Origin of the sequence: Arthrobacter sp. LjRoot14 (genome assembly GCF_964253905.1) — a bacterium.
Lineage (GTDB): Bacteria > Actinomycetota > Actinomycetes > Actinomycetales > Micrococcaceae > Arthrobacter.
On the sequence record NZ_CAXURL020000001.1, the window covers coordinates 685,510 to 699,965 of the forward strand.

12 protein-coding genes are annotated in these 14,456 nt (G+C 67.1%); 5 read left to right on the top strand and 7 right to left on the bottom strand.

The annotated features are described in order from the left end of the window. Positions 1–24: 24 nt before the first annotated feature. Positions 25–741, bottom strand: a complete 717-nt coding sequence (locus tag ACSQ12_RS03265; RefSeq protein ID WP_436064311.1) for a VOC family protein — start codon at positions 739–741, stop codon at positions 25–27. Positions 742–824: 83 nt separating this feature from the next. Here ACSQ12_RS03265 and ACSQ12_RS03270 point away from each other — a divergent pair, with 83 nt between their 5' ends. After that, the gene (locus ACSQ12_RS03270; RefSeq protein WP_436064312.1) at positions 825–1,436 is read left to right on the top strand and encodes a YdeI/OmpD-associated family protein; all 612 of its coding nucleotides are present in this window, start codon (positions 825–827) and stop codon (positions 1,434–1,436) included. An 18-nt stretch (positions 1,437–1,454) separates the two neighbouring features. Here ACSQ12_RS03270 and ACSQ12_RS03275 read toward each other — a convergent pair whose 3' ends face one another. The 4 genes from ACSQ12_RS03275 to ACSQ12_RS03290 form a co-directional block, all read right to left on the bottom strand. Next, positions 1,455–2,645 (bottom strand): ABC transporter ATP-binding protein, encoded by a 1,191-nt coding sequence (locus ACSQ12_RS03275; RefSeq protein WP_436064313.1) that lies wholly within the window; start codon positions 2,643–2,645, stop codon positions 1,455–1,457. Beyond that, positions 2,642–4,234, bottom strand: coding sequence for an ABC transporter permease (locus tag ACSQ12_RS03280; RefSeq protein WP_436064314.1), 1,593 nt, complete (start codon positions 4,232–4,234; stop codon positions 2,642–2,644). Before ACSQ12_RS03280 ends, ACSQ12_RS03275 begins: the two co-directional genes overlap by 4 nt. 22 nt (positions 4,235–4,256) lie before the next feature. Further along, positions 4,257–5,312, bottom strand: a complete 1,056-nt coding sequence (locus ACSQ12_RS03285) for an iron ABC transporter substrate-binding protein (protein WP_436064315.1) — start codon at positions 5,310–5,312, stop codon at positions 4,257–4,259. 202 nt (positions 5,313–5,514) lie between these two features. Further along, positions 5,515–6,717 (bottom strand): glycoside hydrolase family 76 protein, encoded by a 1,203-nt coding sequence (locus ACSQ12_RS03290; protein ID WP_436064316.1) that lies wholly within the window; start codon positions 6,715–6,717, stop codon positions 5,515–5,517. Between the two features lie 131 nt (positions 6,718–6,848). Here ACSQ12_RS03290 and ACSQ12_RS03295 point away from each other — a divergent pair, with 131 nt between their 5' ends. Both ACSQ12_RS03295 and ACSQ12_RS03300 read left to right on the top strand, forming a co-directional pair. Further along, on the top strand, positions 6,849–7,679 hold the full coding sequence (locus tag ACSQ12_RS03295; RefSeq protein WP_436064317.1) for an SDR family NAD(P)-dependent oxidoreductase: 831 nt from the start codon (positions 6,849–6,851) through the stop codon (positions 7,677–7,679). Continuing rightward, the gene (locus tag ACSQ12_RS03300) at positions 7,676–8,905 is read left to right on the top strand and encodes an acyl-CoA dehydrogenase family protein (RefSeq protein WP_436064318.1); all 1,230 of its coding nucleotides are present in this window, start codon (positions 7,676–7,678) and stop codon (positions 8,903–8,905) included. The genes ACSQ12_RS03295 and ACSQ12_RS03300 overlap by 4 nt, the downstream gene beginning before the upstream one ends. Positions 8,906–8,929: 24 nt before the next feature. Here the strand turns inward: ACSQ12_RS03300 and ACSQ12_RS03305 are convergent, their stop codons facing one another. Further along, complete coding sequence (locus tag ACSQ12_RS03305; protein ID WP_436064319.1) at positions 8,930–9,754, bottom strand: DUF1684 domain-containing protein; 825 nt, start codon at positions 9,752–9,754, stop codon at positions 8,930–8,932. 29 nt (positions 9,755–9,783) lie between these two features. Beyond that, on the bottom strand, positions 9,784–10,410 hold the full coding sequence (locus ACSQ12_RS03310) for a TetR/AcrR family transcriptional regulator (protein ID WP_436064320.1): 627 nt from the start codon (positions 10,408–10,410) through the stop codon (positions 9,784–9,786). A 215-nt stretch (positions 10,411–10,625) separates the two neighbouring features. Between ACSQ12_RS03310 and ACSQ12_RS03315 the strand changes: the two genes are divergently transcribed. Beyond that, entirely contained in the window at positions 10,626–11,306 is a 681-nt protein-coding gene (locus ACSQ12_RS03315; RefSeq protein WP_436064321.1) for an NADPH-dependent F420 reductase, read from the top strand. 201 nt (positions 11,307–11,507) lie between these two features. Beyond that, positions 11,508–14,372: a phosphoenolpyruvate carboxylase gene (ppc, locus tag ACSQ12_RS03320; RefSeq protein ID WP_436064322.1), complete on the top strand. Its 2,865-nt coding sequence runs from the start codon at positions 11,508–11,510 to the stop codon at positions 14,370–14,372. The last annotated feature ends 84 nt before the right edge of the window (positions 14,373–14,456 follow it).

Genomic DNA, 14,456 nt, shown 5'->3' on the forward strand with positions numbered 1-14,456 from the left:
CCGAACCCCGCGCCGGACCGCCCGTCAGTGCCGGGAAGAAACCCAAAGGGCCGGGACGTCCCCGCCCGCCGCATCGGGGCTGGCCACATGCAGGGTCCGTCCGAATGCCTCTTCCGTCATGGTCACGTTGATGCCCGCTGCGGCCAGACGGTCCCGCAGGACCGACAGCTCGCCCGCGTACTCAAAACCCAGCCCGGGCCGGGCGGCGCCGTCCACGGGGCGCACCATCAGGACGCCGCCGTTCTTGGCGGTGAAATCCGCGGTTTCGTCGTCATCCGGCACCGGCCGGAGCCGCGCGCCCATGTTCCGCAGGGTCTGTGCGGCGGCAGCGGCGTCCGGCGTGAACCAGACCTCGACGACGGCGAGTCCCGGATCGGCGTCCGCGCACTGGGCGCCGTGGGCGGCTTTGTCCGCCAAGAAGCTGAAGCCGTCCTCGCCGGTGATGCGGCAGGCGGCCCCGTGGTCGGCGTCGACCAGCTCGGCCGGCGACGTCCCGGACTCCACACCGGCCTCGTTGGTGCGCCGGGCGAATTCGGCGAGGTCGCCCACTTCGACGCCGAACGCCGTCGTGCCGTCTTCGGCGGAACCGGACTCGGCGGCGTGCAGCGCCAGGCGGCCCGAACCGGCGTCGTACTCCTTCCACGGGCCGTCATTGACCGTCTTCACCATTCCCAGCGCCGTGAGAAGCTGCTCCCACTGGTCCGGGCGGGAGGTGAAATGGACGGGTCGGACACGCAGCATTGGATCTCCCGGAGTAGGAATGACGGTGACAATGCCATGATGCCACGCCTTGATTTAGGAAAGGCTGAGGGCAGAATGGTGCCATGGCCATCGAACTCGAGGAACTGCTGGTGAAGGACGCCGCCGAATGGCGCACCTGGCTGGAGCAGCACCACGACACGAGCCCGGGCGTTTGGCTGGTGTTGCACAAGAAGGGCGGCAACACCACCGAGCTGGACTATGAGGCGGCACTGCAGGAGGCCCTGTGCTTCGGGTGGATCGACGGCCAGGGAAAAAGGCGCGACGACGACAGCTCCTTCCAGCGGATGACGCGTCGCGGACCGAAGAGCGTGTGGTCGGCACGGAACGTGGACCGCATCGAAAAGCTTGAAGCGGCGGGCAGGATGACCGCGGCCGGCCGGGCCGCCGTCGAGGCCGCCAAAGCGGACGGACGCTGGGAAGCTGCGTATTCGGGGCAGGCGTCCGCGGAAGTGCCGGCGGACCTGGCGGCCGCCATCGCCGACGAACCGCCGGCACAGGCCATGTTCGATGTCCTGACGTCGGTGAACCGCTACGCCCTGATCTACCGCACAAACTCCGTTAAGCAGGCCGCCACCCGGGAACGGAAGATTGCCGGTTTCGTGGACATGCTCGCCCGCGGTGAGGCGCCCTATCCGCAGAAGAAACGCCCCGCCGACTGGAGTCCCGCGGGGTAGCCTGAAACCCCGCGAGGGTCAGGTGGTGGCGTCCTCGTCAACGGGGAAGGCCACGGCCTCGCCCACTACGCGCAGGCAGAGCTCCATGCCTGGCCGCGCGATGGAGGCGTTCCAGTGCCGGATGGTGATCACTTCGCCGCCGCCCGGGAAACGGTGGTCCGGGATGGCGCCGGCTGCCAGTTCCGGGGGCACGGCCAGCTTCAGTCGAACGGTAGTTTCCGGGCCGAAGTAGTCCGTGTCCACCACCACGCCGCGGATGGGGCCGTCTTCGGCGATGCGGATCTGCTCGGGCCGCAGCATGAGCTGCACGCGGCCCTGGGCCGGGGGCCTGCGCACGGGAATGCCGCCCAGCGAACACGTGGCCAGCGATCCCTCCATCCAGGCGTCCAGGATGACGGCGTCGCCCAGGAACTCCGCCGTGGCCCTGTCCGCCGGGCGGGTGTAGACCACGAAGGGGTTGCCGATCTGGGCCAGCCTGCCGCCGCGCATCACGGCCACCTGGTCGGCGAAGGAGAGCGCCTCGGCCTGGTCGTGCGTGACCAGGATCGTGGTCACGCCGGCTTCGTTGAGCACCTTGGCCACCGCGCGGCGGGTGGCCACGCGCAGGCCTGCGTCCAGCGCTGAGAAGGGCTCGTCCAGCAGCATCAGCTCCGGCTCGCGGGCCAGGGCCCGGGCCAGTGCCACGCGCTGCTGCTGCCCGCCGGAGAGCTGATGTGGCCGGCGTTTAGCCATGGACGGATCGAGGGACACCATCTCCAGAAGTTCAGCGACGCGGGCCGCGACCTCGCGCCGGCCGCCGGAGAGGCGGCTGGCGCTGAGGCCGAAGGAGACGTTCTGGCCCACCGTGAGGTGCGGGAACAGGGCGCCGTCCTGGGCGACGTAGCCGACGTGGCGTTTGTGCGCCGGCACCCAGAAGCCCTCACCGGCCACCTTGGCGCCGTTGAGCGAAATGCTGCCGGTATCGGGATGCTCGAAGCCCGCGATCAGGCGCAGCAGGGTGGTTTTGCCGGAGCCGGAGGGCCCAACGATCGCGGTGGTCCCGCCCTTGGCCACGGATAGGTTGACGCCCTTGAGGACCGCCTGCGAACCGAAGTTCTTGGTGACGGACTCAATCTCCAGGTGGCTGTTGGTGCTGGTCGCCACGGACGGCGCGATCCGCGGCTCCGGAAGCCTGGAGGGGGCATCAGGGGAAGTGTAGGAATCGGTCACTGTCCGGCCACTTTCTTGGACTGCTGGAAGAGGAGGTAGGTCATGGGGGCGGAGATCAGGATCATCAGCAGCGCGTACGGTGCCGCGCCGGCGTAGTCGATCTCGCTGCTCTTGCTCCAGAATTCTGTGGCAAGGGTGCGGGTGCCGTTGGGGGAGAGCAGCAGGGTGGCCGTGAGCTCGTTGACGATGGCAAGGAATACGAGGGCGGCCCCGCCTGCCGCGGCGGGCGCCGTGAGCCGCAGCGTGACGCGGATGAAGGACACCAGCGGCGGCTTGCCCAGCGCCTGCGCGGCCTCGTCGAGTTCCTTGGGCGCCTGGGCCAGCCCTGCCCGGATGTTCACCAGCGCGCGGGGCAGGAACAGCAGCACATAGGCCGCGATAAGCAGCACGGTGGTCTGGTAGAAGCCGGGGGCAACCCTGATACTCACGGTCACGAAGGCCAGGCCCACCACGATGCCCGGCATGGAGCTGGTGACGTAGTTGGACAGCTCCAGCGCCTTGCTGAACCAGCTGGGGTACCGCACGGCGAGGTACGCCATGGGGAACGCCACCACGGTGGTGGCCAGCGCACCGGCCAGGCCGTAGCCCATGGTCTGCATCAGGGCGGGAAGGAATTCGTCGGCCACCCAGATATCGGCTCCGCCTGCGACGATCCACCGCAGAACAAATGTCAGCGGAAGGCCAAAGGCCAGGGCCGTGAGGCTGGCCAGGAAGAGCTGTGCCGGCCCCTGGTAGGCGTGGAGCGGCAGCCGGAGCGCCCTGGCCTGCGCGCCGGCGCCCACCCGGGCGTAACGTGCGGTGCCGCGGCTCCGCACCTCCACCAGGAGCAGGATGAGGCAGAAGAACACCAGCACGCTGGCCAGCATGTTCCCGGCGGTGCCGTTGAAGGTGGACTGGTACTGCACCATGATCGCGGTGGTGAACGTGTCGAAGCGGATCATCGCGAACGCGCCGTATTCGGCAAGCAGGTGCAGCGAGACCAGGAGCGCCCCGCCGGTCATGGCGATGCGGAGCTGCGGGAGGACCACCCGGAAGAACGTGCGCCACGCGCCCAGGCCCAGCGACGCCGCGGACTGTTCGATCGCCGGGTCAAGCCGGCTGAGGGTGGCTGCGGCGGGGATGTAGACCAGCGGGAAGTAGGACAGCGTGGCGATCAGGACACCGGACCAGAGCCCGCCCAGGGACGGCACGGCCGAAACCCAGGCGTAGCTGTTGACGAAGGCCGGGATGGCCAGCGGCGCGGCCAGCAGGACGGCCCACCATTTGTGACCCCGCAGTGTGGTCCGTTCCACCAGCCAGGCCCCGCCCACGCCCAGAACCACGCAGAGCGGCACGGTGACGGCCATCAGCAGAACCGTGTTGAGGAGAAGCTCCCCGACGCGCTCGCGGAAGATCAGTCCGACGGCGGTGTCCCACCCCGTGGCGGCCGTCATCACGATGACGTACCCCAGCGGGACCAAGGAGAACAGGGCAATGAGGACGGCAATGACGGATATCGCGGAAACGCCGAAAGGCGGGCGGGGGCGCTTGCCCCTGCCCGCCGTCGTCGTGCTTCCGGAAGTGTCCGGAGCCGCTAGGTCAGTTGGCACTGATTTACCATTTGGCACTGATTTACAGGAGTCCTGCCTTGGTCATCAGCTCGGTGACCTTTTCGGAGTTGAGCTTGGCCGGGTCAACGGTGGGTGCCTGGAGTTCCGTCAGCGGAACCAGCTTGTCGTTGGCCGGCACGTCGGAGGCGATGGCGTACTCGAAGGAGGTGCCCTTCTGGAGGACTTCCTGGCCCTTCTTGCCGGTGACGAACTTCAGGAAGGCCTGGGCTGCAGCCGCGTTCTTGGAGGAGTTCAGCACGCCGCCGCCGGAGACGGAGACGAATGCGCCCGGGTCCTGGTTCTTGAAGTAGTACGGCGTGACGTTCTTGGAGTTCTCGCCGGTCTTGGCCTGGTCGCCGTAGTAGTAGTAGTGGTAGATCAGCGCGGCGTCGACTTCGCCGGCGTTGACGGCCTTCATGGCCGTGCTGTTGCCCTTGTAGGCCTTGAAGTTTTCCTTCATGCCCTTGAGCCATTCCTCGGCTGCAGCTTCGCCCTTGAGCTCAAGGAGGGCCGAAACGATCGCCTGGAAGTCAGCGCCGGACGGTGAAGCGGCCCACTTGCCCTTCCACTCCGGCTTGGCCAGGTCCAGCATGGACTTGGGCAGCTGGTCTTCGCTCAGCTTGGTCTTGTCGTAAACCAGGACCGTGGAGCGCGCGGCGATGCCGGTCCACTTGCCGGTGGAGGGACGGAACTCGGCGGGCACCTGGTCGATGGTGGCTTTGTCCACGTCCGCGAACAGTCCGGCGTTCTCAACCTGCGCCATTGCGGGGGAGTTTTCGGTCAGGAAAACGTCGGCCGGGGAGGCTGCGCCTTCCTGGATGATCTGGTTGGACATCTCGGTGTCCGAGCCCTGGCGAAGGGTGACCTTGACGCCGGTTTCCGCAGTGAAAGCGTCAACCCATTCCTTGGTCAGGCTTTCGTGCTGGGCGTTGTAGACGGTGATTTCGCCGGACACCTTGCCGTCGGCCGCGGCGGAGCTTGCAGCGGGGGTGGAGCTTCCGGAGCCGCAGGCGGCGAGGCCGAGGGCTGCGGTGGCGGCGAGTGCGATTCCTGCCAGCGCGTTGGTGCGGATCTTCATTGGGGGCTTCTTTCTGGGAAAACTCTCGGTGGACCGGAGTCCGCGTGAGGGGAAGTTAGGGCATGCTCACTGCAAAAAACTGTAGGTTAGCCAAACCTAAGGAACCAAGCCGAGGCGGCCTTAAGTGATCAGGATCACATCAATTACGGTACTTTTACGTGACTTAATTAGCCGCCGTCAGCAAGGAGGGGGCGCCCGGGAGTCAGTTTGGCGCGCCGGGCCGGGTTGCCTGGCCGGCGGCCTGGACTGCTGCGGCGGCTTCCAGCACCATCCAGGCCTGCAGCTGGGTGGAAAGTTCGACGGCGGCACCCGCCGGATATGAGCCGCCCGCCGGTGTCTCGGGGAACACCGGGAACACCAGGTGCGCGTCATGGCGCGCCAGCGGTTCCTCCGGATCCACGGCGCGGCGGCCTTCCCACAGTGCCTGCGCGGTCTCCGCAACCAGGGCGGCCGCAATGGCGCGGGTCCGGTCGGGCAGCCGTCCGTCCACTGCCGCGAGCGCAAGGTAGCGTGCCAGGATCCCGGTGAACAGGCCGCCGTCGCCCGTTCCGTCGCAGCGGAGCACGGCGGCTGTCCTGCCGGACTTGAGGGTAGCGGGGCGGGTCAGGTTGCGGGACACGGCGTCCACCAGGGAGGCGGCCCGGTCAAGGTTCCCCTGGCCGCCGAGCTCCAGCAGCGCTCCCAGGACCGGGCCCTGGTTGTAGGTGTAGATGGCGGCTTCCAGTACCACTTCGCCGCCGGCGCCGATCCGCAGTCCGTCCTGGTACATGCCTTGGGCGGGGTCGAACAGCTTGGCGTGCAGCCAGTCCGCCAGGGCCTGGGCCTTGGCCGGATTCCCGGTGCGGGCATAGTAGAGCGCCACCGGAGCCGTGGCGGGCGTGTTCTTGAAGTCCCTTTTCTTGCTCCAGAAGGTGCCGCCGCCCAGGTCGTCCGTGGAGGCGGAATCGAACTGCAGCGTGAGGCTTTGCCGGATCCGGGCGTGGCGCCGGCTGCCCGGCCTTCGCGTCTCTTCGGCGAGTTTCTCCAGCCGGAGGGTGGACAGTGCGAGCCAGGCCATGTCGTCGTAGTAGTTGTTGACGAAGGTGAGGAAGTTGCGCAGCCGGATGCCGGTGACCAGCTGCGAAGCCAGCCTTCCGGCGCTGGGCCGGCTCCCGCCGTCGAACCTTGCCCCCCGCGCCAGCTCACGGCGGCCGGCGTCCACGAGGCAGTCCACATAGTGCGCCTGCCACCAGTAGTGCCAGGGCCGACTCAGGTTCTTCAGCCGGCTGGACGGACGTTCGATCGCCGCGATATGCGTTCCGGGCAGGAAGAACAGCCGCTGCCCGAACATCCTGGTCACGGAACGGGCGGCCTCGTCGGCCCTGGCAGACCAGTCCGCGGGTGCGGCGGCATCTGGAGAGGTCATGGAGCCAGCCTAGCGGGGAGTCCGGCGACCGCGCCTCGAGGGCTGCCGCCGAACGTGCGGTTTGCGCCCATTCCAGTTAACATTCATTAACTAGCGTTACGCCGGGTTCGGTTCCACATCAAGGAGGATGCATGGACATCAAAGGTACTGTCGCGCTCATTACAGGCGGGGCCTCCGGGCTGGGCGCCGCAACGGCACGGCGCCTGTTCGACGCCGGGGCATCGGTGGTGCTGGTGGACCTGCCGTCGTCGCCCGGCGAAGCGTACGCGGCGGAGCTGAACGCTGCCGGCGCGGCCGGCCCCGGCGGGGCCGGGGCTGCCACCGGCGAGGCGGGCGCGTCCGCCGTGTTTGTCCCTGCCGACGTGACCAGTGAGGACCAGGTACAGGCCGCCGTCGACGCCGCCGTCGCCCTGGGGCCGCTGCGCATCGTGGTGAACTGTGCCGGCATCGCCACGCCGGGAAAGGTCCTTGGCCGCGAAGGCGTGCTGCCGCTGGACACCTTCAGCCGCGTCATCCAGATCAACCTCGTGGGCACCTTCAACGTAATCCGCCTCGCGGCCGCCGCTATGGCCGCCACCGAGCCCGCCGTGACCGAACTTGGCGGCCCCGAGCGCGGCGTCATCATCAACACCGCATCCGTGGCCGCGTTCGACGGGCAGATCGGCCAGCCCGCCTACGCCGCCTCCAAGGGGGCCGTGGCGGCCATGACCCTGCCGATCGCCCGTGAGCTGGCCCGCTCCCTGATCCGCGTGGTCACCATCGCGCCGGGCATTTTCGAGACCCCCATGATGGCCGGGCTGCCGCAGGAAGCCCAGGATTCGCTGGGGCGGCAAGTCCCGCATCCGTCCCGGCTGGGCCGGCCCGCTGAATACGCCAACCTGGCCGCGCACATCGTGGACAACGCCATGCTCAATGGCGAAACCATCCGCCTCGACGGCGCCATCCGGATGGGGCCGAAGTGACCCCGGCGCCGATCCCGGGGCCACCGGCGACGTCCGCGAGCTCTGTGGATTCGCTGCCCACAGCCGACTTCTTCGGGTTCGAGTCTCTGCTCAGCGACAGGGAGCGCCGGAAGCTGGAGGAGCTGCGCGAATTCCTGGCGGCCGAGATCGCGCCGTTCGCCACGGAGTGGTGGAACAACGCCGAATTTCCCGCACATATCCTGCCCAAACTGGCCGCCCTGGAGCTGAGCGCCCCCGCCCAGCGCGGCTACAGCCACCTGTTCGCGGGCCTGGTGATTGCCGAAATCACCAGGGTGGACACGTCCATCGCCACCTTCTTCCTCGTGCACCATGACCTCTTCGTGGAATCCCTGTACGGGTTCGGCTCCGATGAGCAGAAAGCCCGCCTGCTCGAGGACGCCGCCAGCCTCCGCACCACCGGCGCCTTCGCGCTGACCGAGCCGGAGCACGGCTCCGATGTAGCCGGCGGAATGGAAACACGGGCGCGGCGGGTTCCCGGGGGAGCGGACGACGGCGGCGACTGCTGGATCCTCAACGGAGCCAAACGCTGGATCGGCAACGGGACGTTCTGCGACTACATGCTTGTGTGGGCCCGGGACGAGGCCGACGGCGCCATCCGGGGATTCATCGTGGACGCGGCCCTCCCGGGTGTCAGCCGGAGCCGGATCGAAAACAAGATCGCCCTGCGCACAGTGCAGAACGCGGACATTGTCTTCCGGGACGTGCGGGTGGCGGAGACGGACCGCTTCGCCGGCATCAGCAGTTTCGAGGACACCAACGAACTGCTCCGCGGGTCCCGGATCATGGTGGCGTGGCAGGCTGTGGGCCAGCAGTTGGCGGCGTTCGACGTCGCCCGGCAGCACGCTGTCGAACGCCAGCAGTTTGGCCGTCCGCTGGCCAAATTCCAGCTCATCCAGCAGCAGCTGGTAAACATGCTCGGCAATGCCGTGGCCAGCATGGGCATGATGGTCCGGATCGCCCAGCTGCAGCAGGACGGGGCGGCAGATATGGCCCAGGTGGCCCTGGCGAAGTCGTACACGAGTGCACGGATGCGCGAAACCGTGGCCATGGGGCGGTCCATCCTGGGCGGAAACGGGATCGTATCGGATTTCCGGATGGCCAAGATCTTCGCCGACGCCGAGGCCATCTACACCTATGAGGGCTCGTTCGAGATCAACACGCTGATCGTGGGCCGCGCCGTCACCGGGGTGTCCGCGATCGTCTAGGGCCCAGGAGGAGCGCGAACGCGCTCAGCCGGCGATCATCGGGTCCTTCTCGCCGGCTTCGATCCGGTAGTCCAGGCTGTTGTTCTTCACCGGCATGGGGCAGGTCCCGTACGGGGTGAACGCGCTTGGGTAGTTGATGGCGCGGTTGAAGTCCAGGACCACCGAGCCGTCCGGCCGTGGCCTGGCCGTGGACACCTTGCGCCACTCATCCGTCGAGTCACCGTTGGTTTCGTCGTGGAACGTGACGGTCAGGGCTCCGAGCTTCTCCTCTTCGGCCTGCAGGTGGAAGTCATGGTCCTTGCCGGGAAGCCGGAACACCAGCTCGCCGACGGTGCGGTGCACGCCGTCCACCAGCGGGTTCGCGGTGCCGATGGGAACATCCACGGGCTCCGGATACGGGCGGAACTCGGCGTCGACCACCAAGTCGGGGCGGTATTCAAAGGAGGGCACGCCGTCGAACTCCGTAAACACCGGCGAGCGGGAATCGCGGGTTCGGATGGCGTACTTTTCCGCGCGCATGGCCAGTTCCACCACCACCTGCCTGCCGTCGTCGCCGCCGAACTGCACCCACATCAGCGACTCCTCGTCCGCCAGCACGGCGGAAATGGTGCCGTCGACAGGCTGCCCGGAATCCACCAGGGTCAGTCCATCGGCCGCCGATGCGGTGAGGAACGCCGTCGTCCCGTCCGTTGACCAGAGCCCAGGGGCGAGGTCGACGGCGGCGGGCCGGCTTTCCAGCCACTGGAACGATGTGAGGGTCAGCCAGCCATGCTCGCTGGCCAGCGCCTTGTTGCGGTTGGAGCGGAACCGGTTCCAGCGTTCCAGTTGTGCGTCAGTGGAAGTGTTCATGGTTCCTCGTTCGTTGTTCCTGGTCCTGATTACTGAGGCGGGGTCTGGTTACTCCGGGTGCCCAGGCTGGCGGCTATCAGCAGGGAGGCAGCCTCCCGGGCGGTGACGGCGGCTTCCGGGTCCCCGTCCAGGACGCCGCTGGCCAGGCCACCGTCCAGAATTAGCGAGAGGCTTCGTGCCAGACGGTCCGGCCGTGCGGCGCCGGCCTCGGCAGCCAGCCCCTCCATCCACGCCAGCACGGCCTTCTTATGGGCAACGGTGCGCGCATGAACCCTCGTCCCGGACGCTGACTCGGCGGCGGCGTTGATGAAGGCGCAGCCCCGGTAGCCGTCGCGGCGGCACGCGGAAGCGAGGGCATCGAACAGCCCTGCAAGCTGCGCAGCAGGGTCCGGGCCCGCGGCCTCCGCTGCAGCGTGGAGCTGTCCCGTCCAGATGGCATCCACCTTGTCCAGGTAGGCGAGGATCAGTTCGTCCTTGGCGGGAAAGTACTTGTAGAACGTGGCCTTGGAGATTTCGGATTCGGCGATGATGGTGTCGATGCCGGCAGCGCGCAGGCCGTGGGCGTAGAAGAGCCTGAAGGCGGTGGCCAGGATCTTCTCCCTGGCGGGTCCGGCCGGCGTTCGGACAGCCTGCTGTGCGGGTGCTGGCGTCGTCATGACTCCATGGTACACAGACAAGTCTGTCTGCGCCTGCGCTGGCTTACTTCTCGGCATTATTGTCAGCCGATGTATCAACTCAGGGTGAGCCTTGCCGTAGACAGATCTGTCTGATAGCGTCATTTTCACCAGTAGACGGACCTGTCTACCCGAGCGCCTCAACTACTGCTACGCAACCCTTTGAGACGCACTAATGAGACCAGAATGAGGACGCCATGAAAATTGCTGTACTGGGAACCGGCACGGTCGGCAGGGCCATGGCCGGGGCGTTGGCAGATCTCGGCCATGAAGTAGCCATCGGGACCCGCGATCCGAAGGCCACGTTGGCTCGCACGGAGCCGGACGCCATGGGTGCACCGCCCTTCAGCCAGTGGCTTCCGGAGCACCCCCGCGTGCGCCTGGCTGCGTTCGCAGATGCGGCAGCGGGCGCAGAGTTGGTGGTCAATGCCACCGAAGGGACGAGTTCCCTCTCCGCCCTCACCGCGGCCGGAACGGAAAATCTTGCCGGGAAGATCCTGGTGGATATCGCCAATCCGCTCGACTTCTCGCACGGCATGCCCCCTACGCTCAACCCCGTCAACACGGACAGCCTGGGAGAGCAGATCCAGCGGACGTTCCCGGAAACGAAGGTTGTCAAGACCCTCAACACCATGAACGCGAGCCTGATGGTCGACCCCGGGCGTGCCGCGGGAGGTGACCACTCCGTGTTCGTCTCAGGCGACGACGCTGCGGCAAAAGCCGAGGTGACCACGCTCCTCAAGAGCCTCGGACACCAGGACGTCATTGACTTGGGCGATATCACCACGGCACGCGGCTCGGAGATGCTCTTGCCGATCTGGCTGCGGCTCTGGGGCGCACTGGGAACGGCAAACTTCAACTTCAAGATCGCCCGCTAGGCCGCCGTTCCTCCCGATAAGGCCGACGGCGGCCCCTACTAAAACAGGGGGCCGCCGCGGACGTCAAGGGCACGAACACTATCTGAGACAAATTCCCACGCCGCAAGAGTGCCGGGTAACATCCCATAGGAACACGTAACCCGGCTCACAGTATCCAGCGCAGTGTACGAGCCAAGTCCGAACCCTCGAAAGATAGTTTCCATGGCTAACACTGCAGTAAATCCAGGCGCTCATCTCGCGGCAGGAACTGATCCTGCCGGCTCCGATTCCAGCGCTGATCTCGCGTCCGAGCTCCGGGCGGATGTCCGGCGCGTCTCCACCCTGCTGGGCGAATCGCTGGTCCGCCAGCACGGCCCCGAGCTCCTCGACCTCGTCGAGCAGGTCCGCCTCCTGACCAAGGAATCCAAGGAGGCCGCCCGCGGAGGCGCGGACGCCACCGGCCCCTGGAGCTCGCACGACGTCGTCGCCCAGGTCCGCGAACTGCTCGGCTCCCTGCCCATCGACCAGGCCACCGACCTGGTTCGTGCTTTTGCGTTCTACTTCCACCTGGCCAACGCTGCCGAACAGGTCCACCGGGTCCGGGGCCTGCGGACCCGGCAGGAAAAGGACGGCTGGCTGGCCAAGGCCGTGGAGGAAATCTCCGGCCAGGCTGGACCGGCAGTCCTCCAGGAAGTGGTCAACGAGCTGGATGTCCGCCCCATCTTCACAGCCCACCCCACGGAAGCCTCCCGTCGCTCCGTCCTGGATAAGATCCGCCGGCTTTCCGACGTCCTGGCAGTTTCCACGGAGGAAGGCACCTCGGCCCGCCGCCGCCAGGACCGCCAGCTCGCCGAAGTAATCGACCAGATGTGGCAGACGGACGAGCTCCGCCAGGTCAGGCCCACCCCCGTGGACGAGGCCCGCAACGCCATCTATTACCTGAACAGCATCCTCACCGATGCCATGCCTGAAATGCTTTCGGACCTCTCCGAGCTGTTGGGCGAGCACGGCGTCACGCTGCCGTCGCAGAAGGCCCCCATCCGCTTCGGCTCGTGGATCGGCGGCGACCGCGACGGCAACCCGAACGTCACTGCCGGCGTCACCCGCGAGATCCTGCAGATCCAGAACCAGCATGCCGTCCGGATCAGCATTGCCATGATCGACGAACTCATCGCCATCCTGTCCAACTCCACGGCGCTGGCCGGGGCGGACCAGGAGCTGCTGGACTCGATCGACACGGACCTCAAAAACCTTCCGGGCCTGGACCGCCGGGTCCTGGAACTCAACGCCCAGGAGCCCTACCGGCTTAAGCTCACCTGCATCAAGGCAAAGCTCCTCAACACGGCCAAGCGCGTGGCGGCCGGCTCCTCCCACGAGCCCGGCCGGGACTACACCTCAACCGCAGGCGTCCTCGCCGAGCTCGGGCTGCTGGAGAAATCACTCCGCAACCACCACGCCGGCCTGGCCGCCGACGGTGCGCTTGCACGGGTCCGCCGCGCCATCGCCTCCTTCGGGCTGCACCTGGCCACCCTGGACATCCGCGAGCACGCCGACCACCACCACGACGCCGTCGGGCAGCTCATGGACCGCCTGGGCGGTCCCGGCGTGCGGTATTCCGAACTCAGCCGCGCCGAGCGGCTGGAGGTGCTGGGGGCGGAACTCGGGTCCCGCCGTCCGCTGTCCGGCCACCCGATCAAGCTCGACGGCGTGGCTGACGGCACGTACGACGTCTTCCGTGAAATCCGGCGCGCCCTCAAGACGTACGGCCCGGACGTCATCGAGACGTACATCATTTCCATGACCCGCGGCGCCGACGACGTCCTTGCCGCTGCCGTACTGGCCCGCGAAGCAGGGCTCGTCAGCCTCTTTGGTGACGCGCCGTACGCCAAGATCGGATTTGCTCCGTTGCTGGAAACGGTGGAGGAGCTGCGGGCCTCGGCCGAGATCGTGGACCAGCTGCTGTCCGATCCGTCCTACCGGGAACTCGTCCGGCTGCGCGGTGACGTACAGGAAATCATGCTTGGCTACTCGGACTCCAACAAGGAATCCGGCGTGATGACCAGCCAGTGGGAAATCCACAAGACCCAGCGGAAGCTGCGCGACGTCGCGGCCAAGCACGGCGTCCGGGTCAGGCTCTTCCACGGCCGCGGCGGCTCCGTGGGCCGTGGCGGCGGACCCACGTACGACGCGATCATGGCGCAGCCCAACGGCGTCCTCGAAGGCGAAATCAAGTTCACCGAGCAGGGTGAAGTCATCTCGGACAAGTACTCCCTGCCGGAGCTGGCGCGCGAGAACCTGGAGCTTTCCCTCGCTGCCGTAATGCAGGGTTCCGCCCTGCACCGCACCCCGCGTACGTCCGAGGACCAGCGCGAGCGCTACGGCCACGTCATGGAGACCATTTCCGATGCCGCGTTCGCACGGTACCGCTCGCTCATCGACGATCCGGACCTGCCGGCGTACTTCATGGCATCCACTCCCGTGGAACAGCTCGGCTCCCTCAACATCGGCTCCCGTCCGTCCAAGCGTCCGGACTCCGGCGCCGGCCTGGGCGGGCTGCGCGCCATCCCGTGGGTCTTCGGCTGGACCCAGTCGCGTCAGATCGTGCCGGGCTGGTTCGGCGTGGGCTCCGGACTGAAGGCTGCCCGCGAAGCCGGCAACACGGAACAGCTCACGGAAATGATGGACCGCTGGCACTTCTTCCGCTCGGTCCTGTCCAATGTGGAAATGACGCTGGCCAAAACGGATATGGACATTGCCGGCTACTACGTCTCGACGCTGGTACCTGAAGAGCTGCACCATTTGTTCCGGGCCATCCGGGAGGAATACGACCTCACCGTCGCCGAGATCCAGAAGCTCACCGGCGAGCACGTGCTCCTCGACGCGCAGCCCACCCTCAAGCGCTCCCTGGAGATCCGCGACCAGTACCTCGACCCCATCAGCTACCTCCAGGTGGAACTGATGCGTCGTATGCGGGCCGAAGATTCCGAGGGCGAGAGCATTTCCGGGGCCGAGATTGATGAACGCCTCCAGCGGGCCATGCTCATCACGGTCAACGGCGTAGCAGCGGGCCTCCGCAACACCGGATAACCAACGCTCTCTCACCTCCGGCGGGAAATCTCCAAACGCTCTCTCACCTGTGAGAGAGCGTTTGGTGTTTGGCGGCCAAAAATG